This is a genomic window from Nocardia implantans (assembly GCF_035544775.1).
Taxonomy (GTDB): Bacteria; Actinomycetota; Actinomycetes; order Mycobacteriales; family Mycobacteriaceae; genus Nocardia; species Nocardia implantans.
On sequence record NZ_JAYKYQ010000010.1, the window covers coordinates 118333 to 142633 of the forward strand.

At 70.5% G+C, this 24301-nt stretch carries 24 protein-coding genes; 10 read left to right on the forward strand and 14 right to left on the reverse strand.

The genetic code is table 11. The features are described 5' to 3' along the window. Positions 1–21: 21 nt before the first annotated feature. Both galE and U3653_RS23490 read right to left on the reverse strand, forming a co-directional pair. Positions 22–1002 (reverse strand): UDP-glucose 4-epimerase GalE, encoded by a 981-nt coding sequence (galE, locus tag U3653_RS23485; protein ID WP_195082203.1) that lies wholly within the window; start codon positions 1000–1002, stop codon positions 22–24. Positions 1003–1005: 3 nt separating this feature from the next. Then, positions 1006–1692 (reverse strand): iron-dependent transcriptional repressor DtxR, encoded by a 687-nt coding sequence (locus U3653_RS23490; protein WP_195082204.1) that lies wholly within the window; start codon positions 1690–1692, stop codon positions 1006–1008. 209 nt (positions 1693–1901) lie between these two features. Between U3653_RS23490 and U3653_RS23495 the strand changes: the two genes are divergently transcribed. The 3 genes from U3653_RS23495 to U3653_RS23505 all read left to right on the forward strand — a co-directional run bounded on the left by U3653_RS23495 (position 1902) and on the right by U3653_RS23505 (position 6292). Continuing rightward, entirely contained in the window at positions 1902–3173 is a 1272-nt protein-coding gene (locus tag U3653_RS23495; protein WP_195082205.1) for an acetoin utilization protein AcuC, read from the forward strand. After that, positions 3166–5838: a bifunctional acetate--CoA ligase family protein/GNAT family N-acetyltransferase gene (locus tag U3653_RS23500; RefSeq protein WP_195082206.1), complete on the forward strand. Its 2673-nt coding sequence runs from the start codon at positions 3166–3168 to the stop codon at positions 5836–5838. Before U3653_RS23495 ends, U3653_RS23500 begins: the two co-directional genes overlap by 8 nt. Before the next feature lie 151 nt (positions 5839–5989). Then, complete coding sequence (locus U3653_RS23505) at positions 5990–6292, forward strand: DUF4333 domain-containing protein (protein WP_195082207.1); 303 nt, start codon at positions 5990–5992, stop codon at positions 6290–6292. 166 nt (positions 6293–6458) lie between these two features. On the opposite strand, the gene U3653_RS23510 is transcribed toward U3653_RS23505, so the two are convergent. The 3 genes from U3653_RS23510 to U3653_RS23520 all read right to left on the reverse strand — a co-directional run bounded on the left by U3653_RS23510 (position 6459) and on the right by U3653_RS23520 (position 9975). Next, the gene (locus tag U3653_RS23510) at positions 6459–7427 is read right to left on the reverse strand and encodes a sigma-70 family RNA polymerase sigma factor (protein ID WP_063021056.1); all 969 of its coding nucleotides are present in this window, start codon (positions 7425–7427) and stop codon (positions 6459–6461) included. Positions 7428–7622: 195 nt separating this feature from the next. Next, a complete protein-coding gene (locus U3653_RS23515) occupies positions 7623–9122 on the reverse strand; it encodes a DUF7782 domain-containing protein (protein WP_195082208.1) in 1500 nt (499 codons plus the stop codon). 109 nt (positions 9123–9231) lie between these two features. Next, positions 9232–9975, reverse strand: coding sequence for a VOC family protein (locus U3653_RS23520; protein ID WP_195082209.1), 744 nt, complete (start codon positions 9973–9975; stop codon positions 9232–9234). Positions 9976–10156: 181 nt separating this feature from the next. On the opposite strand from U3653_RS23520, the gene U3653_RS23525 reads away from it, so the two are divergent. Continuing rightward, the gene (locus U3653_RS23525) at positions 10157–11449 is read left to right on the forward strand and encodes an MFS transporter (RefSeq protein ID WP_195082210.1); all 1293 of its coding nucleotides are present in this window, start codon (positions 10157–10159) and stop codon (positions 11447–11449) included. A gap of 16 nt (positions 11450–11465) precedes the next feature. Here the strand turns inward: U3653_RS23525 and U3653_RS23530 are convergent, their stop codons facing one another. Continuing rightward, complete coding sequence (locus tag U3653_RS23530; RefSeq protein ID WP_323124447.1) at positions 11466–11819, reverse strand: DUF3099 domain-containing protein; 354 nt, start codon at positions 11817–11819, stop codon at positions 11466–11468. Between the two features lie 285 nt (positions 11820–12104). Here U3653_RS23530 and U3653_RS23535 point away from each other — a divergent pair, with 285 nt between their 5' ends. Further along, a complete protein-coding gene (locus U3653_RS23535) occupies positions 12105–12341 on the forward strand; it encodes a DUF3039 domain-containing protein (protein ID WP_039799212.1) in 237 nt (78 codons plus the stop codon). A 9-nt stretch (positions 12342–12350) separates the two neighbouring features. On the opposite strand, the gene U3653_RS23540 is transcribed toward U3653_RS23535, so the two are convergent. Beyond that, a complete protein-coding gene (locus tag U3653_RS23540) occupies positions 12351–13493 on the reverse strand; it encodes a YihY/virulence factor BrkB family protein (protein ID WP_195082212.1) in 1143 nt (380 codons plus the stop codon). 189 nt (positions 13494–13682) lie between these two features. Here U3653_RS23540 and U3653_RS23545 point away from each other — a divergent pair, with 189 nt between their 5' ends. Beyond that, the gene (locus U3653_RS23545) at positions 13683–15428 is read left to right on the forward strand and encodes a DEAD/DEAH box helicase (RefSeq protein ID WP_435406585.1); all 1746 of its coding nucleotides are present in this window, start codon (positions 13683–13685) and stop codon (positions 15426–15428) included. Positions 15429–15431: 3 nt separating this feature from the next. On the opposite strand, the gene U3653_RS23550 is transcribed toward U3653_RS23545, so the two are convergent. Further along, positions 15432–16034 carry a TetR/AcrR family transcriptional regulator gene (locus U3653_RS23550; protein WP_195082213.1) on the reverse strand — a complete coding sequence of 201 codons (603 nt, stop codon included), beginning with the start codon at positions 16032–16034 and terminating at the stop codon, positions 15432–15434. A gap of 105 nt (positions 16035–16139) precedes the next feature. Here U3653_RS23550 and U3653_RS23555 point away from each other — a divergent pair, with 105 nt between their 5' ends. Continuing rightward, positions 16140–16880 carry an SDR family NAD(P)-dependent oxidoreductase gene (locus tag U3653_RS23555; RefSeq protein ID WP_195082214.1) on the forward strand — a complete coding sequence of 247 codons (741 nt, stop codon included), beginning with the start codon at positions 16140–16142 and terminating at the stop codon, positions 16878–16880. Here the strand turns inward: U3653_RS23555 and U3653_RS23560 are convergent, their stop codons facing one another. Continuing rightward, a complete protein-coding gene (locus U3653_RS23560) occupies positions 16881–17648 on the reverse strand; it encodes an AraC family transcriptional regulator (RefSeq protein WP_323124431.1) in 768 nt (255 codons plus the stop codon). Positions 17649–17703: 55 nt separating this feature from the next. On the opposite strand from U3653_RS23560, the gene U3653_RS23565 reads away from it, so the two are divergent. Next, positions 17704–18273: a class I SAM-dependent methyltransferase gene (locus tag U3653_RS23565; protein WP_195082215.1), complete on the forward strand. Its 570-nt coding sequence runs from the start codon at positions 17704–17706 to the stop codon at positions 18271–18273. A gap of 35 nt (positions 18274–18308) precedes the next feature. On the opposite strand, the gene U3653_RS23570 is transcribed toward U3653_RS23565, so the two are convergent. Both U3653_RS23570 and U3653_RS23575 read right to left on the reverse strand, forming a co-directional pair. Continuing rightward, on the reverse strand, positions 18309–18863 hold the full coding sequence (locus U3653_RS23570; protein ID WP_195082216.1) for an SWIM zinc finger family protein: 555 nt from the start codon (positions 18861–18863) through the stop codon (positions 18309–18311). Continuing rightward, positions 18863–20641, reverse strand: a complete 1779-nt coding sequence (locus U3653_RS23575) for a DEAD/DEAH box helicase (RefSeq protein WP_195082217.1) — start codon at positions 20639–20641, stop codon at positions 18863–18865. The genes U3653_RS23570 and U3653_RS23575 overlap by 1 nt, the downstream gene beginning before the upstream one ends. A gap of 155 nt (positions 20642–20796) precedes the next feature. Between U3653_RS23575 and U3653_RS23580 the strand changes: the two genes are divergently transcribed. Continuing rightward, a complete protein-coding gene (locus U3653_RS23580) occupies positions 20797–21522 on the forward strand; it encodes a TetR/AcrR family transcriptional regulator (protein WP_195082392.1) in 726 nt (241 codons plus the stop codon). 86 nt (positions 21523–21608) lie between these two features. Here U3653_RS23580 and U3653_RS23585 read toward each other — a convergent pair whose 3' ends face one another. Next, positions 21609–21803 carry a DUF7455 domain-containing protein gene (locus U3653_RS23585; RefSeq protein ID WP_036538000.1) on the reverse strand — a complete coding sequence of 65 codons (195 nt, stop codon included), beginning with the start codon at positions 21801–21803 and terminating at the stop codon, positions 21609–21611. Between the two features lie 277 nt (positions 21804–22080). On the opposite strand from U3653_RS23585, the gene U3653_RS23590 reads away from it, so the two are divergent. Beyond that, positions 22081–22440 carry a DUF952 domain-containing protein gene (locus tag U3653_RS23590; protein WP_323124430.1) on the forward strand — a complete coding sequence of 120 codons (360 nt, stop codon included), beginning with the start codon at positions 22081–22083 and terminating at the stop codon, positions 22438–22440. On the opposite strand, the gene U3653_RS23595 is transcribed toward U3653_RS23590, so the two are convergent. Next, on the reverse strand, positions 22441–23088 hold the full coding sequence (locus U3653_RS23595; RefSeq protein ID WP_195082219.1) for a response regulator: 648 nt from the start codon (positions 23086–23088) through the stop codon (positions 22441–22443). Then, entirely contained in the window at positions 23085–24287 is a 1203-nt protein-coding gene (locus tag U3653_RS23600) for a sensor histidine kinase (RefSeq protein WP_323124429.1), read from the reverse strand. Before U3653_RS23600 ends, U3653_RS23595 begins: the two co-directional genes overlap by 4 nt. Positions 24288–24301 lie beyond the last annotated feature (14 nt).

The window sequence follows — 24301 nt, forward strand, 5'->3', positions numbered from 1 at the left end:
CCGACTCGGGCAGTACGCGGATTATTTCGCGCTGTGCGCGCGGGAGCCGAGCGATCGCAGAAACGCCCAGGCGTCGGTGACGATCTCGTCGAGATCGTTGTGCTCGGGCCGCCAGCCGAGTTCGGCGATGGCCCGTTCGCTGGACGCGATGAGCGTCGCCGGGTCGCCGGGACGGCGGGGCGCGTCCTGCGCGGCGATCGGCAGCCCGGTGACGCGCTCGCACGCCGAGATCACCTCGCGAACCGAGAATCCGGTGCCGCTGCCGAGGTTGTAGATCCGATGGGCGCCCGGCTCCGCGGTCGCCAGAGCCAGCAGATGGGCCTGAGCGAGGTCGCGGATGTGGATGTAGTCGCGAACCGCGGTGCCGTCGGCGGTGGGCCAATCGGTGCCGAAAACCGAGATCGCCTTGCGATGCCCGGCCGCCACCTGCAGAACCAGCGGGATGAGATGTGTTTCCACGACACGGTTCTCACCGAGGCCGCCATAAGCGCCCGCGACGTTGAAGTAGCGCAGGCTGGTCGCCGCCAGCCCGTGCGCGACCGCGTAGGAGGTGATGGCATGGTCCATGGCCAGCTTCGACGCGCCGTACGGATTGGTCGGGCGCGTAGGGGCATCTTCGGTGATCGGCACCCGCTCCGGCTCCCCGTAGACCGCGGCGGTGGAGGAGAAGACCAGTCGCGGCGTTCCCGTGCGCCGCATCGCCTCCAGCAGTTCGAAGGTCTTCACGACATTGCCGTGCCAGTACTTCTCCGGCTGCTGCACCGACTCGCCGACCAGCGACTGCGCCGCGAAATGCAGCACGCCGTCGAAGGGTTCTGCGGCCAGCAGTTCGGGCGCGGCGACGGCCACGTCGCCCTGCACGAACCGGGCGCCGGATGGCACACCGTCGGCATTGCCGGTGGACAGATCGTCGACCACGACCACGTCGTGGCCGGATTCCAGCAGGACCTTCGCGCAGACGCCGCCGACGTAACCTGCGCCACCCGTGACGAGAAGTTTCATGGGTCAGGCCAGCTTCACCTGAACGGCGTGCGCCATCTCGTCGGGCAGTTCGAAGCCGTCGTGGCCGGGCACGGTGATGATCACCGAACCCTGCTTCGTCTCCACCGTGACGCGGGCGTCGGGCACCACGCCCGCCTCGCGCAGGCGGCCGATGACCTCCGGGTCGGTCTGGATGTGCTCGGCGAGCCTGCGCACGACGACGGCGTGCCGCTGGCCGTGCGGCAGGTCGGACAGGCGCAGCAGCGTCTCGTCGGCGGTCACCGGCGGAATGATGCCCAGTTCGTCCAGGCCGGGGATGGGGTTGCCGTACGGGGAGGTGGTGGGGTGGTTGAGCACCTCGACCAGACGTCGCTCGACGTCCTCGCTCATCACGTGCTCCCAGCGACAGGCCTCCGCGTGCACGTTCTGCCAGTCCAGGCCGATGATGTCGACGAGAAGCCGTTCGGCCAGCCGGTGCTTGCGCATGACCGCGACGGCCATGCTGCGCCCCTTCTCGGTCAGCTCCAGATGACGGTCGCCGGCGACCAGCAGCAGACCGTCACGTTCCATGCGCGCGACGGTCTGGCTCACGGTGGGACCACTCTGTTCGAGGCGCTCGGCGATCCGGGCGCGCAGGGGCACCACGCCCTCCTCCTCGAGGTCGTAGATGGTACGGAGATACATCTCCGTGGTGTCGACCAGATCCTTCACCTGTTACCCCTTCGTCGGCACGAATTCTACCCACGCACGACGGCACCCCCGTGTGCCGGATCGTGCCGCTCCACGCTGCGCACGACACCTCCGGCGACATCGCGGGAACCCGATCGGCGCACGGCAGGCGGCCGTGAGCGTACTTTCTTGTATTTGTACTGCATAGGAACGTTTCGCGGGGTTCCTTGCTTCCCGCTAGCGTTGCGATCATGGCCACTGCACCGCGCGGCGAACCTCGGGCGCCGATTCCGCTCGGAACGAGCCGCACCGGAACCGTCGTCTGGAGCGAGCGGTTCCTGGATTATCGCTGGACTCCGGAGCACCCGATGCAGCCGGCGCGGCTGAAGTTCACCATGGCGCTGGCGGCGAGTCTCGGCTTGCTCGACGGCGTCGAAGTGCTCGAACCCGCCGCGGCCGACCGTCAGGATCTGCTGCGCATCCACACCCCCGACTACCTCGACGCGGTCGAACGCGCCGTGCCGCCGGTGGGTTCGCCCGCCGCGCCGCCCTACGGCCTCGGTTCCCCGGACAATCCGGTGTTCCCCCGCATGCACCAGGCCGCGTCCACCATCGTCGGTGGCACCCTCGCCGCGGCGAGGGAGATCGCCGAGGGCCGCGCCACGCGAGCGGTGAGCATCGGCGGTGGCATGCATCACGCCATGGCCGATTCGGCGGCGGGCTTCTGCGTGTACAACGATCCGGCGGTGGCCATTTCCTGGCTGCTCGACCACGGATTCGACCGCATCGCCTACATCGACGTGGACGTGCACCACGGCGACGGCGTGCAACGGGCCTTCTACGCCGACCCGCGGGTGCTGACCATCTCGCTGCACCAGCATCCGGCCACCCTGTGGCCCAACACCGGTTGGCCCGAGGAGACGGGCGTGGGCGCGGCGGAGGGCACCTCGATCAACCTGCCGTTGTTGCCCGGTACCCGGGACGCGCAGTGGCTGCGCGGTTTCCACGCCGTGGTCCCGGGCGCGGTGGCCGCGTTCGGCCCGCAGATCGTGGTCAGCCAGTGCGGGGTGGACAGCCATCGCGAAGATCCGCTGGCCGACCTGGAACTGACCGTCGACGGACAGCGCGCGGCCTTCCGCGCCATGCGCGAGCTCGCCGACCGTTATGCCGAGGGCCGCTGGCTGGCCGTGGGCGGTGGCGGATACGGATTGGTCCGGGTGGTGCCGCGGGCCTGGACCCACCTGCTGGCCACCGCGCTGGACCGCACCATCGACCCCGCGACGGCGATCCCACCGGACTGGAGCGACATGATCCGCGCGGCGGTGCCGAGGGCGGACCCGCCCCTCACCATGGGCGACGGCGGTGACGTCGCCTACCGTCCATGGGACGGCCCCGGCGGTACCGGTGAGACCGGTGACGCGCGGGTCGATCGCGCCCAGCGTGCCGTCGACACGGCCGTGCTGGCCACCCGCCGAGCGACTTTCGGGTTGCTGGGTCTGGACCCGGAGGATCCTCGTGACTGACTTCCCCGATACCGCGGACACTCCCGCCGCCCCGCCCCCGCCGCCGCAACACTGGTTCGCCGACGTGCTCGCCTCCGACGGTGGGGTCGTCCGGCTGCGCCCGATCATTCCCGACGATGCCGAGCGGCTGCAGGAGTTCCACGGGGCGCTGTCGGATCGCACGAGGTATCTGCGGTATTTCGGGCCGTATCCGCGCATCTCGCCGAAGGACCTGTATCGCACCACCCATGTCGACTATCACGACCGGGTCGGCCTGGTGCTGGAACTGGGCGAGGCGATCGTGGCGGTGGGCCGCTACGAACTGCTGGAACGGGACGGACCGCGGGCGGCGGAGGTCGCGTTCGTGGTCGCGGACGGCCATCAAGGCCGCGGGCTCGGCTCGATCCTGCTGGAGCATCTGGCCGGCGCCGCCGCCGAGAACAAGATCGAGACCTTCGTCGCCGAGGTACTCGCGGAGAACACCGTGATGGTGACGGTCTTCCGGGACGCGGGCTATCAGGTCGAGCGCAGCCGGGACGGGTCGGTCCTGCATCTCGAGTTCGCCATCGACCCCACCGAAGCCCTGCTGTCGGTGCGCGATTCGCGCGAACGGGCGTCGGAGGCGCGCAGCGTGGGCAACCTGCTCACGCCGCGGTCGGTGGCGGTGATCGGCGCCACCCCCGCGACCGGGCGGGTCGGCGGGGCGGTGCTGGCGAATCTGCTGTCGGGCCTGTTCCAGGGGCCGGTGTTCCCGGTGAACCCGAACCGCAAGTCGGTGCGCGGGGTACGGGCATACGCGACGGTCAGGGAGATTCCCGACGAGGTCGATCTCGCCGTGGTGGCGGTGCCGCCCGCGGCGATCGGGTCGGTGCTCGACGACTGTATGGCCAAGGGCGTCAAAGGACTCGTGGTGCTCACCGCAGGCTTCGGCGAGACCGGTGAGCAGGGGCTGGCGGCCGAACGCGAACTCGTGGCGGCCGCTCGTGGTCACGGCATGCGTGTGGTCGGGCCGAGCGCGCTCGGCATCGCGAACACCGACCCGGCGGTCGCCATGAACGCGACGCTCGCCACGGTGTTGCCCGGTCGCGGACGAATCGGATTCTTCTGCCAGTCCGGGCCGTTGGGCGCGGCCATTCTGGGGGAGGCGGCTGCCCGCAATCTCGGTTTGTCGACATTCGTATCGGCTGGAAACCGCGCCGACGTCTCCGGTAACGACCTGTTGCAGTACTGGGACAGCGACCCGGACACCGATGTGGTGCTGCTGTACCTGGAAAGTTTCGGCAATCCACGCAAGTTCTCCCGGATCGCGCGCCGGGTGGCACGGACGAAGCCGATCGTCGCGGTGAGCAGCGGCCGCTCGGTCGCCCAGCCCGCGGGGGACATGGATCGTTCGATCGTGCGGGACCTGTTCGCCCAGGCCGGAATCGTCCAGGTCGACTCGATCTCCGAACTGTTCGACTGCGCCGCTCTGCTCGGCTATCAGCCGTTGCCGCGCGGCTCGCGGCTGACGGTGGTCGGCAACAGCACGGCGCTGAACTGGCTTGCCGTCGACGCGGCCCAGGGGGAAGGCCTCGAGGTCGGTGAGCCGATCAACCTCGGCCCGCAGGCGACGCCGGGCGCGTATCTGGACGCCTTGGTCGCGGCGCTGCGCTCGGACGAGACAGACGCCGTGATCGTCGTTTTCGCCCCTCCGGTGCCGCTGCCGACCGCGGGATTCGCCGACGCGATCCGGGCGGCGGCCGCTGCGGTGTCCGAGGCGACGAAGCCGATTCTCACCACGTTCGTCGCCGAGCAGGGCATTCCGAACCTGCTCGCGGTGCGCGGTCCCGGCGCCACGGCGGCGCACGGTTCCATCCCGTCGTATCCGGATCCGGAACGCGCGGCCCGGGCGCTGGCCAGGGTGCGGCGATACGCCGAGTGGCGAACCAAGCCGGTCTCGCCGGTGGTGCGTCCGGAAGGCATCGACACCGACCGCGCGCGCCGATTGGTTGCCGGCTGGATGGCCGGCTCGGGCGGTCGCCGGCTCACCGATCTGGAGACGGTGGAACTGCTCGCCTGCTACGGCATTTCGGTCGTCGAGTTCCGCGAGGTGCGCAGCGCGGAGGAGGCGGTGGCGGCCGCGGAAGAACTCGGCTATCCGGTGGCGGCCAAGGCGACGGGTGAATTGTGGCGGCGAAGACCGGATCTCACCGGCGTCCGCCTCGATCTGTGGCGACCGGAAGCGGTCCGGCAGGGATACGCGGATCTGGCGGAGCTGTGCGGTGATCCGGTGCTGCATATCCAGAGGATGGCCACCAAAGGCGTCGGCTGCATCCTGCGCGTGCAGGACGACCCGTCGTTCGGCTCGGTGATCGAATTCGGCCTGTCAGGCCTGATCATCGAGTTGCTCGGCGACCGCGCCTACCGCGCGCTGCCGTTGACCGCCGATGAGGCGACGGCCCTGATCGACGCGCCGCGGGCCGCGCCGTTGCTGTCGGGCACTCCGGCGAGCCCGCGCGTGGACAAAGCCGCGCTCGCCGAACTGGCGCAGCGCATTTCGGCCCTGTTCGACGACCTGCCGGAGATGCGGGAACTGGCCTTCGATCCGGTGCTGGCCTCGCCGACCTCCGCGGAGATCCTCTACGCGCGCGCCCGTATCGGTCCGGAGCCCAGCCGTTTCGACACCGGTCCGCGCCGACTGGGTTAGGCCTGGGGATCGACCGGGCGAACTGCCCCGAGTATGGCGCGGGTGCGACATCGGCTCGCACACGTCACAGCGGAGCGGTCCGATAACGGGCGATCGCCGATGCCGCGATCTGAAGGATGGCACGTTCGTCCGAAAGAAAGGCCTGCTCGCCATGAAGATTCGCAGTGTTGCCCTCTTGTCGCTGCTCGCGGCGGCGCTCACCGCGTGTTCCGTCAGCGTCGGCACTCCGAAAGTCCAGGAGGCCGACTTGGAGAAGTCGGTCAAGAACTCGCTCAGCGAGAAGGTCGGTCAGGAACCCGACGCGATCGACTGCCCCGGCGATCTCACCGGCAAAGAGGGAACTACCATGCGTTGCACGCTCACCGCGGGCGGGGACACCCTCGGTGTGCTGCTGACGGTGACCTCCGTCGAGGGCGACACCGTGAAATACGACATCGCGGTGGACCAGAGCTGAGGCCGAGAAAGGATGTAAGCGGGGGATACGACACCGCCGACCGGCTCGCGCGACGCCCGGAGGGGACGGGCACGCGCGCATACCGGTCGGCGCGGGTAGGTGACCCCGGCGGAAGGGTCACCGAGCCGAACGCCGGCGCTGTCTCGAGACGGCCGGCGCCGGACGGTCAGCTGGCGTAAGCGCGGAGCCGGTCGGCCCGCTCGCCCTTGCGAAGCTTCGCCATGACTTCACGTTCGATCTGACGCACCCGCTCGCGGGAGAGACCGAAGAGCTTGCCGATCTGGTCCAACGTGCGCGGCTGGCCGTCGTCCAAGCCGAAACGCAACCGGATGACCTGCTGTTCGCGCTCGTCGAGGGTGGCGAGCACGCTGCGCACATCGTGGTGCAGCAGGCCGGCGATGACCGCGGACTCGGCCGAGGTGGCCTCGGAGTCTTCGATGAAATCGCCCAGCGGGGCCTCTTCGTCGTTGCCGACCGGCATGTCCAGGCTCACCGGGTCGCGGCTGTGGTCGAGCAGATCGGAGATCTTGTCGACCGGAATGCCGGATTCGGTGGCCAGTTCCTCGTCGGTGGCCTCGCGGCCCAGCTGCTGATGCAGTTCGCGCTTGATCCTGGCCAGCTTGTTCACCTGCTCGACGAGGTGGACGGGCAGGCGGATGGTGCGACTCTGATCGGCCATGCCGCGCGTGATGGCCTGCCGGATCCACCAGGTGGCGTAGGTGGAGAACTTGAAGCCCTTGGCGTAGTCGAACTTCTCCATGGCCCGGATCAACCCGAGGTTGCCCTCTTGGATCAGGTCCAGCAGCGGCATGCCGCGGCCGGTGTACCGCTTGGCGAGCGAGACAACAAGGCGCAGGTTGGCTTCGAGCAGATGCGACCGGGCGGCCTGGCCGTCGCGCACGATGATCGCCAGATCACGCTTGCGGGACGCGGACAGTCGCTTGCCGGTCTCCAGCAGGTACTGCGCGTAGAGGCCCGCCTCGATGCGCTTGGCCAGCTCGACCTCGTCGGCAGCGGTGAGCAGTGCGGTGCGGCCGATCCCGTTCAGGTACACACGTACCAGGTCGGCGGCAGGGCTCTGAGCGTCGAGGTCCGAATCGCTGGTGCGCACACGAGTGGTGGCGGGGCTTGTCATGACTTGCCTCCTGTCGGTGGTGTCTCACTCCGATAAACGGACCCGACAGGGAGAAAGTTCCCCGTTACGGCTGGCATAAACCGCTCTGATCAGCGGTTTTCGCCCCTCTCGTCTGAGAAGTTCCTGAGAAGCGCCGCAGCGCGGGGACGATCCCCGGCCAGGACCTGCACCGGCCGGCGCGCGGCTGCCGTTGCCTCACACGGGCTTGATCAATCCGTGCCGTACCAGCCCGGTGACCACGGACAACGCGTCGGCGGCGAACTCGGCGCCCACCTCGTCGGATCCGTGGGCGAGCGCCAGCAGTTCGATCAGCTCGTACAACGGCAGGCCTTCGGGACGCATTCCCGCCAGCAGCGAGATCGTGGTCTCATCCACTTCGTGCTGCCAGCGGGGGCCGTCACCGCGATGCAGCCGCGCCACCTCGGGCGCCCACCCCTCGGCGCCGTGGAGGTACACCCGCTCCAGCGCGGTCGCCGGGTCCACGGCGAAACGCGAAGACCAGGCGAGATTTTCGTCACCGGCGACGGCTCGCAACCAGGCCGAGCGCTCGAAGTACCGGATGGCCTCCGCCCCGAGCGGATCGTCGAAGCCGTGGGTGAGGTCCTCGGCGAGCAGTTCGGTCGGGCCGTCGATGGCGCGCAGGTAGACGAATCCGAATCCGATCCCCGCCACGTCGGCGGCCTCGAAGGCGTCCAGCCAGCGCTCCGCGCGGGCCTGCGCGGCGGGATCGCGCGGGTCGGCGCCCGCGTCGCGCAGCCAGGTGCCCACGTACAGGGCCGGGTCGGCCACATCGCGTTGCACCACCCAGGCGTCCACACCGTGCGCGGGCAACCAGGACGAGACACGTGCGCGCCAATCCTCGCCGTCGACATGGACCCACGCGGCGAGCATCGCGGCGGTGCCGCCGGGGGCGAGCAGGTCGGCGGCCTGCGAGATGACCAACTCGCTCGCGCCATCGAGCGCGAGACCGGAATCGCGATAGGTGTGCTCGACCCGGCCCGGACCCACCACGAAGGGCGGATTCGCCACCACTTGGTCGAAGCGCCTGCCCCGCACCGGTTCGAACCAGGAGCCCTCCACCAGCTCGATGTCCAGCTCGTTGAGCGCCGCGGTGGCCTCGGCCAGCCACAACGCGCGGGGGTTGACGTCGGTGGCGGTCACCCGCCGCGCGTAGGAGGCGGCGTGCACCGCCTGCACGCCGCACCCGGTGCCGAGGTCGAGCACCGTGCCCACCGGCCGGGTGGGCGTGGCGCGCAGCAGCGAGAGGGAGGCGTGGCCGACGCCGAGGACGTGATCCTCGGTCAGCGTGCGCCGCCGCATCGAGTCGTCGAGGTCGGACAGGACCCACCGCGTCCCCGCGCCCGCGTCCAGCGGCCGCAGGTCGAGCGCCGCACGCACTTCGTCGCCGTCGCGCTCCAGCAGGCCGGCGGCGACCGCGCGGTCGATGTCCACGGGTGCCAGCGCGACGGCCACCTCCCGCTCCGGCAGCGCGTCGCCGAGCAGCAACAGGCGGATGAGGGTGCCGAGCTCGCCGGCCGCGCGGGCCGCCCTGCGCACGGGCACGGGCTCCGACCGGCCCAGTGCCGCGTGTGCGTCGCCGAGCACCGCGAGCAGGGTGTCGGCGTCGTAGCCCGCCCGCACGAGCGCGGTCCGCAGATCCGGGCACAAGGCGGTGAGCAGCGATCCGGTGGTCATCGATCGGTTCGTAGGCACACCGGTACTCTGCCACCGCGACCGCCGGACGCGAGTCGGACGCCCGCTGTGTCACGGCGCCGCGATGACTCCGTGGCCGCCGAAGACTGGGTCAGACGCCGCTGGGGTCGCGTCCGGTGACGCAGTACAGCGCGTCGCCGGGGTCGCTCAGGACGATCCAGTGCTCGTGGCGTTCCACCACGGTCGCGCCGAGCGACTCGTGCCACGCGGCGGTGGCTTCCACATCCTCGGCAGCCAGATCGACATGCGCGCTGGTCGGGCGGTTCTCGCCGAGGCGCTGCAACAGCAGCTGCGCGGGCAACTGGCGCTCCGCGCTGCGCAGCCGCGCGAACTCCGGCCGCCTGCCCTGCTGGTAGGACCACCCGGTCAGCAGCTTCCAGAAGCGGGTCTCGACCTCGTGGTCGTCGGGGCCGATGTCCAGGCACACCTGGTCCAGGCGCGACAGCGTGCCGTCGGGAGCCCGCACGGCGGGCGCGGGCGTGCTCGTCGCGCGGCCGCTTGGCGTCAGGCAGAACGTCTGGCCGCCGGGGGAGCGCAGCACGGCGTAGTCGGGATGGTTGGCGACCAGTTCCGCTCCCAGGTCGAGCGCGGTGCGCACGGCGGACGGGATGTCGTCGACGTCCAGGTCCAGGTGCACTCCGCCGAGACCGGTCACCGCTTGCATCTTGACGCTCGCCGCGGCGAACAGCGCCGGGTCCGGCAACAAGGTGAGGAACTCGTCGTTCGCACCGCGCCGAGGGGAGAGCTCGGTGCCGGTGACCGTGGACCAGAACTTCGCGCAGTCGTCGAAACGCTGCGCCGGGCGGTCCAGGAAGACCCAGATCCACCGAATCATGTGCACTCCTGTCTCGTCGCCCGCGTGTCCGGTGATCATGGTGAGCGAGGCTCATGCGACCCTAGGTACACGTGCCCGGCTTGTCGAGAAAATACCCGCGCCCCCGAGTTTGGCGCGAATTTGATGCTAAGTGGCATTTCAGCCACTCGTTGCGGACGCATAGTTCGGGCACGCTCGTCGGGTGACCGAACTGCAGACGCCGCCCCCTGTTTCGCTCGATTCCCCGCCGCGCCTGCGGTTGCACCCGGCGTGGCTGGTCGCGGCCGTCGGCTTCGTCGCCCTGCTCGGCGCGGCCGGGTTCCGCTCCGTGCCCAGCGTGCTGATGGACCCGCTGCACGAGGAGTTCGGCTGGTCGCACGGGACCATCGGGACGGCCGTCTCACTGAATCTGCTGCTCTACGGCCTGATCTCGCCATTCGCCGCCGCGCTGATGGACCGCTTCGGCATTCGCAGGGTGGTGGCGTGCGCGCTGCTGCTGGTCGCCGCGGGCAGCGGGCTGACGGTGTTCATGTCCCGGCCGTGGCATCTCGTGCTGACCTGGGGGCTGCTGGTCGGTATCGGCGTCGGGTCGATGTCGATGCCGTTCGTCGCCACGATCACCGGACGGTGGTTCGTGCGGCAGCGCGGTCTGGTCACCGGTGTGCTCACCGCCGCGGGCGCGACCGGGCAACTGGTCTTCCTCCCGCTGGTGTCCGCGCTGGCGCACGCCCACGGCTGGCGGGTGCCGTCGCTGATCGTCGCGGGCGCCGCGCTGGCCGTGGCGCCGCTGGTGCTGCTGTTCATCCGGGACTACCCCAGCGACCTCGGCGTGCGCGCCTACGGCGCCGAACCGGACAGCACGGCGGGCCTGCGCGTGCCCGCCGCCGCCGGCGCGTCGCGGGCGCTCACGGTGCTCGCCGCGATCGCGCGCCGTCCCGGTTTCTGGTTGCTGGCCGGCGGGTTCGCGGTGTGCGGCGCGTCCACCAACGGGCTGGTCGGTACCCACTTCGTCAGCGCCGCGCACGATCACGGCATGCCGCCGACCACCGCGGCGAGCCTGCTGGCCCTCGTCGGCATCTTCGACGTGGCGGGCACCATCGCCTCGGGCTGGCTGACCGACCGGATCGATCCGCGCTACCTGTTGATCGGCTACTACACGTTGCGTGGCCTGTCGCTGCTGATCCTGCCCGCGCTGCTGGGTCCGGACACGCAGCCGAGCCTGTGGGTGTTCATCGTCTTCTACGGCTTGGACTGGGTGGCCACGGTGCCTCCGACGGTCGTGCTGTGCCGTGAACTGTTCGGCGCCGACGGCCCGGTCGCCTTCGGCTGGGTGTTCGCCTCGCACCAGATCGGCGCGGCGGTGGCGGCCACCGGCGCGGGCCTCATCCGCGACCTGCAGGGCGGCTACGACCTCGCCTGGTACCTGGCGGGCGGTCTGTGCGCCGCGGCCGCCGTGATGTCGGCGGTCATCAGGACGCAGGCCGCGGCGGGGTGATCCGCTCCCGGAGGGTTCAGCCGTCGATGGCGTTGTGCGGGCGCGACTCGATGGCCGTGCGCGGACGGTCCCACCGGCTCGGCTCGTCCTTGCGGCGCGGCGGACGGTCGTTGGCGATCAGCACCGCGATCCAGGGCAGCGGAATCGACGCGGCGATGATCAGGATGGACAGCAGCGGGTTGCCGAACGCGCTGTAGGCGATCGCGGCCAGGACCAGGCACGGTATGCGGAACGCCATGATGATGGTGTACCGGCGCACCCGGGCCCGGTGCTGGTCGTCCAGTGAGGGCGCCGCCTCGGTGATCAACGCGGGGTGCTTGTCGTCACTGCCTGGGAAGTATCCGGAGGAACGGCGGGGCTGCGTCGGCATCGTCACGTCGGGGTGCTCTTCGCGGTCGCGGCCGTCGGCGGATGAGGAATCGCCGTTCTGCTGCATACCCCGAGTCTTCCACTCGGGGTCCGCCCGCGCACATGCCGAGGTCGTTTTCCGGTTTTGCGATGGTGTCGCTCGATGCGATACCGAGGCCCGTTCCCGCTTCTCGGTGGTGCGCTCGAGGCGATACCGAGGTCGGCTCACCGGGTTCGCAATCGTGGTCGTCTCCCGGGTGACACCGTGGTCAGCGAGGTTGTCGCGGGATGCGGCATCATGGAGTGCGTGAGCACCGACACCATGGTTCGCCCGGATACGACGACCGACGAGACAACGGGCGACGACACCCCGAAGTTCTTCCACTACGTGAAGAAGGACAAGATCGCCGAGAGCGCCGTGCTCGGCACCCACGTGGTCGCGCTGTGCGGAGAGGTCTTCCCGGTGACCCGCTCGCCCAAGCCCGGCTCTCCGGTGTGCCCGGAGTGCAAGAAGGTCTACGACGGCCTACGCAAGGGCGACTGAGGCGAAGCGCTACTCGCCGGGCGAGGACCGCGCCGCGCGCAGGTCGAGCACGGCGCGGCGGCCGTCGGGGTCCGTGTCGTCCGGATCCGGCGCGGCCTCGTCCCGCTCCGCGGTGTCCGCGTCGGTTCCGCTCTCTCCGCGCACCTGATTGGCGATCCACTCCTTGACCTGCTCCATGCGCGTCGCGCGGGCGGGCCAGAACTCCTGCACCGCCGCGTTGAACTCCGCGCCCAGGATCACCGCGAAGCCCAGGAAGAACGTGAACAGCAGGAACGCGATCGGCGTCGCCAGCGCGCCGTAGGTGACGCCGGTGCGGCTGACCCAGGACAGGTAGCGGCGCAGCACTTCGCTGGCCGCCATGAAGAACACGCCGGCCACCAGTGCGCCGCCGAAGAGCCGGTGCCAGGGCAACGAGGTGTGCAGTGCAAGCTTGTACAGGGTGGTGAGCCCGACGATCAGCAGCAGGCCGACGCCCGGGTAGTAGAAGAAGTCCAGCAGTTGCAGTCCGGTCGCCCGCCAAGCGGTCGGCAGCACCCGCCCGATCAGCGTCGGCCCGAGCGCCACCAGCGGCAGGATGAACACCGACGCCGCCAGGAACAGCACGTACAGCAACAGGGCGAAGATGCGCTGCCATACCGGGTGCCGCGCGTCCTGCTGATCGTGGGCCTCCACGATCGAGTCCACGAAGGTCGCCATCGCCGACGATCCGGCCCACAGCGACAGTACGAAGCCCACCGACACCACCGCGCCGCGCCCGCGCCCGAGGACGTCCTGCACCGTGGGCTCGATGAGATCGGTCACCACGTTCGCGCTGAACAGATCCCGGCTGAACGCGATGATCTTGGACTCGACGATCTGCACCGTGTCCGGGCCGAACCAGCCCCCGACGTAGCCGAGACTGCCGAGCAGGCCGAGCAACAGCGGCGCCAGCGACAGCGTCTGCCAGAACGCCGCGGCGGCCGACTTGGCGAAGATGGAGTCGGCCCAGGCCTTCTCCGCCACCCGCATGCTCAGCGCCGCGGCCCGCCTGCTCACCCGCGTGGCCCGTGCGCTCGCGCGGTCGGCCCACGTGGGCGAGCGCACGGCGACGGCGCGCGTCGGCGGTGCGTCGGTCCGCGGCGGGTCGCCCGGGAGGGCGTGGTGCTCGGTCATCGTCCTTACAGCATCGCGCACTTCGGCGATCGGCATCGGGTGTGCGCGATGTGTCGGTGGGCGCCGGGTGAACTTCCAGCGTCCTGGCTGGTGGCCGTGTGATGCCCATCGCGCCCGCCGCGTCGGTTTGGCGACACGCCGTGCCGGGCCGCTAGGGTCGTCTGCGTGACTGGGTCGGGTGGCGCCGCTGTGGCGGGAGAAGCAGAGACGCCGGGCGATTCCAAAGCGGTGACCACCGCCTCCGGTGGTTCCCTGCGCGCCTGGCAGCGACGTGCGCTGACGAAGTATCTGGCCACCAAACCGCGGGACTTCCTCGCCGTGGCGACCCCGGGGGCGGGCAAGACCACCTTCGCGCTGCGCGTGGCCGCCGAACTGCTGGCCGACCGCACCGTGGACCAGATCACCGTGGTGGCGCCCACCGAACATCTCAAGCACCAGTGGGCACAGTCGGCGGCGCGCGCCGGGATCGTCCTCGACTCGCGGTTCTCCAACTCCACCGGCGGCACCTCGGGGGACTATCACGGTGTCGTGGTCACCTACGCGCAGGTCGCCGCGCATCCCTCGCGCCACCGCGTGCGCACCGAGAATCGCAGGACACTGGTCATCCTCGACGAGATCCACCACGCGGGAGACGCCAAGAGCTGGGGGGAGGCCACCGCCGAGGCGTTCGGCGACGCCACCCGCCGCCTCGCCCTGACCGGTACCCCGTTCCGCAGCGACGACAGCCAGATTCCGTTCGTCGTCTACGAACCCGACGAGTCCGGATTCCCGAAGTCCCGCGCCGACCACACCTATGGTTACGCCGAGGCGCTCGCCGATGGCGTGGTGCGGCCGGTGGTCTTCCTGGCCTACTCGGGCGAGGCGCACTGGCGCGACAGCGCGGGCGAGGAGTACTCCGCCCGCCTAGGCGAGCCGCTGAACGCCGAGCAGACCGCGCGCGCTTGGCGGACCGCGCTCGACCCGGCCGGCGACTGGATCTCCGCGGTGCTGCGCGCGGCCGACATCAGGCTGCGCCAGAAGCGCGCTTCCGGCATGCCCGACGCGGGCGGCCTGGTGATCGCCACCGACCAGGACCGTGCCCGCGACTACGCCGAACTGCTGGAACACATCTCGGGTGAGAAGCCGGCGCTGGTGCTGTCCGACGACCCGGCGTCCTCCGATCGCATCGCCGAGTTCAGCAACAGCACTCAGCCCTGGATGGTCGCTGTCCGCATGGTGTCCGAGGGCGTCGACGTGCCGCGCCTCGCCGTCGGCGTGTACGCGACCAGCGCTTCCACGCCGCTGTATTTCGCGCAGGCGATCGGGCGTTTCGTGCGCGCCCGTCGGTCCGGCGAGACCGCGACCGTGTTCCTGCCCTCGGTGCCGGTGCTGCTGGATCTGGCCGCGCAACTGGAACTGCAGCGCGACCACGTCATCGGCAAGCCGCACCGGGAGAAGAACGGCTTGGACGACGAGCTGCTCATCGACGCGAACAAGCAGCAGGACGAGCCCGGCGAGCAGGAGAAGTCCTTTGTCGCGCTGGCCGCCGACGCCGAGCTCGACCAGGTGATCTACGACGGCTCATCCTTCGGCACCGCGACCTTCGCCGGAAGCGATGAGGAAGCCGACTACCTGGGCATTCCCGGCCTGCTAGACGCCGAGCAGATGCGCGCGCTGTTGCGTGAGCGGCAGGCCAAGCAGGTCGCCGAGCGCAGCACGCCCGTCCCCCATCCCGGCCCGCAGGTGGCGGGCGCCGCGGAGCGGGTCGCCACCGCCGATCGGCTCGGCGAGCTGCGGCGTGAACTCAACAGCCTGGTGGCGATGCATCACCATCGCACCGGCAAGCCGCACGGGGTGATCCACGGTGAATTGCGCCGCGAGTGCGGCGGGCCGCCGACCGCGTTGGCCACCGCGGAGCAACTCGGTGAGCGCATCGCCGCGCTGCGCCGCAAGTAGTCGTCAGCGGGCGGGGACGGGCCAGGCGGCCATGGCGCAGTCGATGGACGCCGTGAGTTCCGCCAGCGACGCGCCGTCTCGCGCCTGGATGGACAGGCCGTAGAGGACCGTGGTGTAGAAACCGGCGAGCGCCGCGGTGTCGGTGCGCGGCGGCAGATCGCCCTCGGCGACGCCGCGCTCGAGCCGTCGCCGGATGTCTTCGGTGGTCTCGCGGCGCTTGTCGATCAGGAAGTCGCGAATGCCGGTGTTGCGGGTGGTGTAGGTGGAACCCGCGAGCACCACCATGCACCCGTGCGGCTTGTTCGCTTCGGTGTAGGCGGCCGCGTTGTCCCGCAGCATCGCCTCGACGGCCGCCCGCGCGGTGGGTTCCTCGCGCAGCGCGCGGGCGGTGTGGCCGCCGTCGGTGTGCCCGTAGAGTTCGACGGCCGCGCGGAACAGTGCCTCCTTGCCGCCGAACGCGGCGTACAGGCTGGGTGAGTTGATCCCCATCGCGGCGGTGAGGTCGCTCATCGACGCGCCCTCGTAGCCGTGCTCCCAGAACACCTCCATGGCGCGGCGCAACGCCTCGGCACGATCGAAAGCGCGCGGTCGTCCCCGTTCAGCCATGCCCGACCTTTCTGTGTCGATCGTTAAATATACCCCTTGACATCGCCGCGGCGAATGCGCTTGGCTATTTATGTACTGATCGACACAAAAATTGGAGGAGTACCGATGGCGGAGCTGACGGGCAAGGTCGCGCTGGTCACCGGGGGCAGTCGCGGGATAGGCGCTGCGATCGCGCGCCGCCTCGCCGCTGCGGGCGCGGACGTGGCGCTGACCTACCAGCACGCCGAAGAGCAGGCGAAGACGGTGGTCGGGGAGGTGGAGGGGCTCGGGCGCCGAGCCGTCGCGATCCGGGCCGACAGCGCCGACGCCACCGCCGTGCGGGCGGCGGTGGACCACGCGGCGTCCGCACTCGGCGGACTGGACATCCTGGTCAACAACGCGGGGATCTTCCCGGCGAAGCCGTTCGCGGAATTCACCGTCGCAGAGGTCGACAACGCGCTCGCCGTGCACGCACGTGCGGCGTTCGTCGCCGCGCAGGCCGCGGTCGCGCACATGACCGACGGCGGGCGGATCATCAGCATCGGAACCAACCTGACCGATCACGCCCCGTTCGACGGCGTGACGCTCTACAACCTCAGCAAGTCCGCCCTCAACGGCTTCACCAAGGCGCTGGCGCGTGAGCTGGGCCCGCGTGCGATCACCGTGAATCTCGTGCAGCCGGGCTCCACCGACACCGATATGAACCCGGTCGACGGCGCGCACGCGCAGCGGCAGCGCGACCTCACCGCGCTCGGCCGCTTCGGCGCCGCCGACGATGTCGCGGCCACGGTCGCCTTCCTCGCCGGGCCGTCCGGCCGCAGCGTGACCGGCGCGTTCCTCACCGTGGACAGCGGCACCAACGCCTGATCAACCGGTGAAATACCGCCCCGGCGGTACCCCGACCGCCCGCCGGAAAGCCGCGACGTACGCGCTGGGCGTCGCGTAACCGACCCGGCCCGCGATCCGCGCGATCGGCATGCCCGCGGCGAGCAGCGGCAGCGAAGCCGCCAGCCGGATCTGGGTGCGCCACTGGCCGAAGCCCAGACCCGTCTCGGCCACGAACAACCGCGCCAGCGTGCGCGGGCTGGCGGCGACGTGGGCGGCGAACTCGGCCAATGTGCGCGGATCGGCCGGATCGGCGGCGAGCGCGTCGGCCACCTGCCGCGCCCGGGGATCGGTGGGCGGATGCGCGCCGATCGGGATCACCGACACGGGCTCGAGCAGATCGAAGACCACCGCCTCGGCACGCGCTCGCCGCTGCGGGGTGGCGTCGGCCGTGGTGAGCAGATCGAACAGTTCGTGCAGGAGCCGGGTCACGCGCAACATGGTCGGCGCGCCGAAATCGAGCGGGCACCGGCCGGGGTCCAGGAAGATGCCGCGCATCGCCGCGCCGTCGCAGGTGCCGGTGCGGTGCGCGGTGCCCGCGGGAACCCACAGTGCTCTGGTCGGGGGTAAGACCCAGCGGTTGTCGCCCACCTCGACCGCGAGGACGCCGCGAGACGCCCAGGCGATCTGGTGTTGCGGATGCTCATGCCATTCGAACCAGTGCCCCGCGGGCAGCACCCCGATCCCGAACACCATGGCGGTCGCGCCGGTGGGAGCGGGATGGACCACGGCATGGCCGTTCTGCGACACAACGTGTCACCGTAGCCTGTCGTGCCAGGCGCGGTCCGTCCCTAGCGTCACAGGAATGGCGATGAACACACTTCACCGATTGCTGTGCCGCTCCTCGATGTGGGAGAAGGCCAGTGCGACGCGCATCGTGCCGTGGGCGCTGTCCGGTCTCGACCTCGGCGCCGACACCCTGGAGATCGGCCCCGGCTACGGCGCCAACGTCGCCGCGCTGCTGGCCAGGACCTCGGCGCTCACCGGCGTCGAGATCGATCCGGCGCTGGCCGCGCGGCTGCGCGACCGGCACGGCCGGTCGATGACGGTGATCGACGGCGACGGCGCGGACATGCCTTTGCCTGAAGAACGATTCGATTCGGTGGTCTGCTTCACCATGCTGCACCACGTGCCCTCGCCCGGCAGGCAGGACGCGTTGTTCGCCGAAGCCCTGCGGGTGTTGCGCCCCGGCGGGGTGTTCGCGGGCAGCGACGGGCTCGACGGCCGGATGTTCCGGCTCATACACCTCGGGGACACCTGCGTGCCCGTGCCGCCGGAGACCGCCGCCGACCGGCTGCGCCGCGTCGGCTTCACCGATGTCGAGATCGATTCCGGCGCAAGCAGTTTCCGCTTCCGGGCCAGGAAGCCGGAGTGAGCCGGGCCCTGCGGGTCCCGAGGCCGTCCTGCGGTTCAGCGCGGCGTCGTGGTGAAGAAGCGACGAGGGTCGAGCGCGCTGATCGGCGTCCATCGCGTCGCCGGTGCGGGCTCGTCCGAATTCCCCGGCGCCATGGCGAAATACCCCTGGATCGCCAAGCCGAGGCGGGGGTCCTCGTCGACTCGCCGCGCCATCTCGTAGAAGACGGCCAGGACGTGCACGCACCGTGTCTTGCGCGCCGTGCACGAACAGTCGGTCCCCGCGAGCACGGGCGCGAGCGCGATCCCGGCCGCGCTGATCGCGCGATGCATGTCGTCGGTGGGCATGGCCGGTTCCGTCACGACCGCGGCGATCGCGCTGATGGTCTGCCGGGACAGCGGGGCCACCTCCACCTGCGTCACCGACGCCTGACCACCCCGGTGGATGGTGGCCCGCACCTCGCCTCCCTCGACGGTGGCCTGCACGCCGTTGTTGCGCGCGATGCTGCGGGCGCGGGGCAGCAGCGGGTCCGGCCGGGTCTGGTGCAGCGGCTCGGCCAGCCGCACCCAGTCCATGCCCCATGCCGTGTAGCCGAATTCGTTGTCCGCCATCAGTTCTCCCTCTTGCGGCGCAGGATCTCGATCAGCTGGGCGTCGTCCAGCGCTGCCAGCGCCGCGATGCCCGCCGCGTCGGCGAGGTCGCGCAGCGCCGCCTTGCGGCCGTGCATGCCCGCGATGTGCTCCTCCACGGTGGTGGTCGAGGTGAGCGTGGTGACGGTGACCGTGCGGGTCTGGCCGATCCGGTGCACCCGGTCGGAGGCCTGCGCCTCCACCGCCGGGTTCCACCAGCGATCGAAATGGACGACGTCGGCGGCGCGGGTCAGCGTGAGTCCGGTGCCCGCCGCGCGCAGGCTGAGCACCAGCACCGGCGGCCCGTCCTCGGCCTGGAAGCCGGTGACGATCTCGGCGCGCTCGGCCTGCGAGAGCCCGCCGTGGAAGAACGGCGCGCGCACACCGAACCGCTCGGCGAGATGCCGCACCAGCAGCTCACCGGTCTGCCGGTACTGCGTGAAGATCAATGTCGGGCTCGCGGTTTCGAGGTTGGCGGCGATGATGTCGGTGCACAGGTCGAGTTTCCCGGACCGGCCTGCCAGCTCGTCGAGCTCGCCGGTGATCAGCCCGGGATGGTTGCACACCTGCTTGAGGGCCGTCAGCGCGGCCAGCACCCGGCCGTGGCGCTCGATGCCCGTGCCGAAGCCGTCGTCGACGGCCTTGTCGAGCAGCTGGTCGTAGAGCCGTTCCTGTTCGGGGGTGAGGTCGCAGAGCAGGTCGCTGTGGATCTTCGCGGGCAGTGCGGCGGCGACCTGACGCTTCGTGCGGGCCAGCACCACCGGTTCGATGGTGTCGCGCAACCGCGCCGCGGCGGCGGCCGAACCCTCGTGGATCGGCCGCACGAAGCGCCGCCGGAACTGCCTCCGGTGCCCGAACAACCGCGGCGCCACCAGGTGCAGCAGGGCCCACAGCTCCTCCAGATGGTTCTCCACCGGCGTGCCGGTCAACGCGACCGTCGCGGCCGCGTCGATCGCGCGCGCCGCCTTCGCGACCTGGGTGCGGGGATTCTTCAACGCCTGCGCCTCGTCGAAGACCGCCGTCGCCCAGCTCCGCCGCGACAGCAGCTGCCCGTGCAGACGCAGCGTCGGGTAACCGGCGATGACGATCGTCGCGGCGTCGGCGTCGGCGTCGGCGTCGACGGCTCCGCCGCGCCACACGACCGCGCGCAGCCCCGGCGCGAACCGGCCGATCTCATGGGCCCAGTTGCCGACCAGCGAGGTGGGGCACACCACCAGCTGGGGACCGGCCTCGGCCCGGTCGAGCAGGAAGCCGATGGTCTGCACGGTCTTGCCGAGGCCCATCTCGTCGGCGAGCACCGCCCCGCCGTGGGCGGCCACCGTTTCGCGCAGCCAGCCGACACCGCGGGCCTGATAAGGCCGCAGCCGGGCCTTCAACGTGGCCCGCAAGTCCGCGGCGACCGCCTCGGTGTCGCGCAGGACGCCCAGCGCCCGCTGTGCGGAGACGACGGCCGTGCCGGAGGCGTCGGGAACGGCGTGCGCGGCGATGGGCAAGGCATCGGAGTCCGGGGCCTGCGGTTCGCAGGCAGGGTCGGCGAGCACGGAACGCATCACCCGCTGCCAGGCCAGGACCGACTCTCCCGGGTGTTCGAGACGCGAGCCGGCGAAGGTCTCGGGATCCACCAAGGCGGCGTCCACGTCGACGACCTCGAGGGCTCCGTCCACGCCGATCGGGGCGGCCAGCGCGATGGTCTCGCGGTCACCCGGGCCGGTCGGAGCGGGCCCGGGAGTGTGTCCGAGCCAGGTCCAGAGCGCGAACATGTGCCGATCCGGTAGATAAGTGACCTGTGTGCTGAACAGGATCCAACCCCTCAAATCAACGTATGGTGTACGGAGTAGTGTAACGCCCACCGTACCGGATAGGTTCCGAGGAGCCAGTGAGCGACGACGTCACCTCCGACGAGGCCCAGCGGCTGATGAGCTTGCTGTGGCGGCACGAACTTCCGCCGCGTCCGGCGGGGCGTGGACCGAAACAGACGGTCAGTGTGGACGCGGTGGTCGCGGCGGCGGTCGCGCTCGCCGACCGGCACGGCTACGAGAAGGTCTCCATCCGCACGGTCGCCGCCGAGCTGGGGCTGCGGCCGATGAGTCTCTACACCTACGTGCCGAGCAAGGAGGCGTTGACGGCGCTCATGGTCGACGCGGTGGCCGAGGAGGACGCTCCCATTCCCGCGGATCTGCCGCCGCGGGAGCGCCTCGCCGCCGTGGCCCGTCAGATCCGGGCGGAACTCCTCGCGCATCCCTGGCTGCTCGAGGTGTCGCCGTGGCGGCTCGTGCTCGGGCCGGGACGGATGCGTCGGTACGAACGCCAGCTGGCCGCGATCGACGGGCTCGGCTTGCCCGACGTGGCGATGGACCGGGCCATCGCCGTGCTGTCGGAGTTCGCCACCGGAAACGCGCGCATGGCGGTGGCGGCCGCTCGGGAGACCGCGCGCATGAGCGACGCGCGCTGGTGGGAAGTGCACGGACCGCTGCTGGCCGAGGTGATGCCGCCGAGCCGGTTCCCGCTGGCCGCACGCGTCGGTGCGGCGGTGGGCGAGCTGTACCAGGCGCCCGCCGACCCGGACGGCGCGTTCGAATACGGCCTGGCCAGGCTGCTGGACGGCATCCTCGGCGCGGACCGATCGCCGCCGGACGCATGAGCAGCGGGCGACCTGTGGGTCGCCCGCTGCCGGTGGAAACGGTGTTCTGTTGTCCGATGCTGTTGTGTCAGGACGCGAGGAGCAGATCAGAGCGCGGGAGCGGACTCCGTGTCGATCACGGCGTCCAGCTCACGCAGCCGATCCATGTGTTCGTTCGCGTGGTGCTGGCAGAAGAGCAACTCTCCACCCGCGGGCAGTACGGCGCGCACTCGGGCTGCCGCCCCGCAGCGGTCGCAACGATCGACCGCGGTCAGTGGGGTGCTTGTCAGGGTTCCTGGCATGACTCCTCCGTCCTGGCTCCCGGTCCCGACGACCGTTCACCTGGTGTGGGGCCCGTGGTCACTCACCACGAGCTCGCTACCGCTACTTCCCAGCAGGGGTATTGACTACTCTGTCAGACGTTCGGGACGGGGGACTTTGTTCCCGCGGATGAAGCAGTGTGTTTTCGATAACACGACCAGGGATTTCGCTACGGGCGAACGCCACAGGTCCTGCCGCCGATGTGTGCTGCATCACAACCTCGATCGACCGATTAAGTTGTCTACCGGGAGATTACCCGTGACCTGTGACACTCACACGCTGGTTCACCTATGCACTTTGGATGAATGGCTTTCCGCGCGGCAAACAGGGGAGTACCGTGCCCCCTCACTCGCCGAAGCGGGGTTCATCCATCTCTCCTCGCCGCAGCAGGTGCACCTGCCCGCGAATCGCTTGTTCGCGGGGCGGCGCGATCTGGTGCTGCTGCGGATCGACTCCCGCCGCGTCGGGTCACCGATCAAATGGGAGCCGGGGGTCCCGACCGATCCGGAGTCGATGCTCTTCCCCCACCTGTACGGCCCTTTGCCGGTGGGCGCGGTCACCGGGGTCGCGGAGTACCTGCCCGGCACGGACGGGACATTCGCCCCGCTCCCGGCGTGACTACCGGTCGCGGAGCTCACGCGCCACGATGGCGGCCTGAACCCGCGACCGCACACCGAGTTTCGCCAGCACCCGGGAGACGTGCGTCTTGACGGTCGTCTCACCGATGAACAGCCGGCCTGCGATCTGCGCGTTGGACAGACCGTCGCCGAGGCAATCGAGCACTTCGCGTTCCCGTTCGGTGAGTTCGCCGAGCCCCGGAGGAGCCGACTGCACCGCAGCGTGATTCGACGCGGCGAACGCCGAGATCACCGCCCGCGTCACCTCCGGAGCCAGCACGCCGTCCCCCGCCGCGACCGCGCGCACCGCCTCGACCAGCGCCCGGCCCGACGTGGATTTCAGCACGAACCCCGAAGCGCCCGCCCGCAGTGCGCGAAAGACGTACTCGTCCAGGTCGAACGTGGTCAGGATCAGCACCTGCGCCAGGCCGTCCGCGGTGATCCGCTCGGTGGCGGTGATCCCGTCCACTCCCGGCATGCGCACGTCCATCAGCACCACCTGCGGCCGTAGCGCTTTGGCCTGCGCCACCGCGACATCGCCGTCGGCGGCCTCGCCGACCACGTCGATATCGTGCTCCACGTCCAGGATCATCCGCAGGCCGGCACGGATCGCGGCGTGGTCGTCGGCGATCACCACACGAATCGTCATGCGGGGCCCGCGCTTCCGAGCGGCAGGGTGGCCAGCACTTCCCAATGGCCGGCATCGTTTCCCGCGCGCAGACTTCCGCCGAGCGCCGCGGCCCGCTCGCGCATGTTCACCAAGCCGCGGCGCCCGGCGCGAGCCACGGACCGGGACGGCCGCGCGGGCGCGGTCCGGTTTCGGACGGATATGGTCAGCATCTGCTCCCCGGTGCGCACGTCGATCGAGACCTCTTGTCCCGGAGCGTGTTTCATGGCGTTGGTCAAAGCCTCCTGGACGATGCGATAGGCGGCCTGGTCGACCGCGCTGGGCAGCGTGGTGGCGTCGAGTGCTTCGTGGACCCGTACCGAGATCCCCGCCGCGCGCGCGGCGTCCACCAGGATCGGCAACTGCGCGAGGGTGCGCGGCGCGGCCACCTCCGGGGCGCCGTCGTCGCTGCGCAGCAATCCGATCATGGTGCGCATCTCCTCCAGCGCGCTGACGCTGTTGGCGCGGATGGCGCGCACGATCCCGGCCACCGCCGGGTCGGCGTCCGGGCGGGCCAGTACGCCGAGCGCCGCCTCCGAGTGCAAGGCGATGGCCGACAGATGCCCGGCGATCACGTCGTGCAGGTCACGCGCCATCGTGGTGCGCTCGTCGGCGACGGCCGCGCGGCGGTCGAGTTCGGCGACCAAGGTCAGCGCCTCGGCGCGAGTGCGCTCGGCGTGCGCGACCTCCTTGTGCGTGCGCACCGAGTTCGCCCACCAGATCGGCGTCGCGACGAAACCGAACACCGCCACCAGCGCCACCGCGACCGCGCGCAGGTCGCCGGTCAGCGCCATGGTCAGCGCCACCACGACGGCGGAGAGCGCCGACCACGCCAGCGCCGTGATCCGCGACGCCCTGCGCCCGGCGTACAGCACGGCCGCGTAGATCAGGTCGGCGTAGACGATCCACACCGGCACCGTGGCGCCCAGCCGGATGTCGACGGCCAGCGGGACCAAGCCGGCCACCATGGCCGCGACCGGCGTCCGGCGCCGGCAGGAGGTCGCCAGGCACAGCGCGGCCAGCACACCGCACCGCACCCACAACGACACGTGCTCGCCCCGCTCGGTCATAGTGGACAGACCGGCGAGATACAGCGCCGCGCCGCCGGCGAACGCGATCACCGCGCCCAGCGCGTCCCGCATCCGCTCCGGCACATCCGCCCACCGCCGCACGCCCTCCATCACAGCACAGCGTC

What these genes read in the sequence shown, in the direction of transcription:
- galE (WP_195082203.1), bottom strand. Translation starts at nt 1,002, where the DNA reads ATGAAACTTCTCGTCACGGGTGGCGCAGGTTACGTCGGCGGCGTCTGC.
- U3653_RS23495 (WP_195082205.1), top strand. Translation starts at nt 1,902, where the DNA reads ATGGCCACTGCACCGCGCGGCGAACCTCGGGCGCCGATTCCGCTCGGA.
- U3653_RS23505 (WP_195082207.1), top strand. Translation starts at nt 5,990, where the DNA reads ATGAAGATTCGCAGTGTTGCCCTCTTGTCGCTGCTCGCGGCGGCGCTC.
- U3653_RS23510 (WP_063021056.1), bottom strand. Translation starts at nt 7,427, where the DNA reads ATGACAAGCCCCGCCACCACTCGTGTGCGCACCAGCGATTCGGACCTC.
- U3653_RS23515 (WP_195082208.1), bottom strand. Translation starts at nt 9,122, where the DNA reads ATGACCACCGGATCGCTGCTCACCGCCTTGTGCCCGGATCTGCGGACC.
- U3653_RS23520 (WP_195082209.1), bottom strand. Translation starts at nt 9,975, where the DNA reads ATGATTCGGTGGATCTGGGTCTTCCTGGACCGCCCGGCGCAGCGTTTC.
- U3653_RS23530 (WP_323124447.1), bottom strand. Translation starts at nt 11,819, where the DNA reads ATGCCGACGCAGCCCCGCCGTTCCTCCGGATACTTCCCAGGCAGTGAC.
- U3653_RS23540 (WP_195082212.1), bottom strand. Translation starts at nt 13,493, where the DNA reads ATGACCGAGCACCACGCCCTCCCGGGCGACCCGCCGCGGACCGACGCA.
- U3653_RS23550 (WP_195082213.1), bottom strand. Translation starts at nt 16,034, where the DNA reads ATGGCTGAACGGGGACGACCGCGCGCTTTCGATCGTGCCGAGGCGTTG.
- U3653_RS23555 (WP_195082214.1), top strand. Translation starts at nt 16,140, where the DNA reads ATGGCGGAGCTGACGGGCAAGGTCGCGCTGGTCACCGGGGGCAGTCGC.
- U3653_RS23565 (WP_195082215.1), top strand. Translation starts at nt 17,704, where the DNA reads ATGGCGATGAACACACTTCACCGATTGCTGTGCCGCTCCTCGATGTGG.
- U3653_RS23570 (WP_195082216.1), bottom strand. Translation starts at nt 18,863, where the DNA reads ATGGCGGACAACGAATTCGGCTACACGGCATGGGGCATGGACTGGGTG.
- U3653_RS23575 (WP_195082217.1), bottom strand. Translation starts at nt 20,641, where the DNA reads ATGTTCGCGCTCTGGACCTGGCTCGGACACACTCCCGGGCCCGCTCCG.
- U3653_RS23580 (WP_195082392.1), top strand. Translation starts at nt 20,797, where the DNA reads ATGAGCTTGCTGTGGCGGCACGAACTTCCGCCGCGTCCGGCGGGGCGT.
- U3653_RS23585 (WP_036538000.1), bottom strand. Translation starts at nt 21,803, where the DNA reads ATGCCAGGAACCCTGACAAGCACCCCACTGACCGCGGTCGATCGTTGC.
- U3653_RS23595 (WP_195082219.1), bottom strand. Translation starts at nt 23,088, where the DNA reads ATGACGATTCGTGTGGTGATCGCCGACGACCACGCCGCGATCCGTGCC.
- U3653_RS23600 (WP_323124429.1), bottom strand. Translation starts at nt 24,287, where the DNA reads ATGGAGGGCGTGCGGCGGTGGGCGGATGTGCCGGAGCGGATGCGGGAC.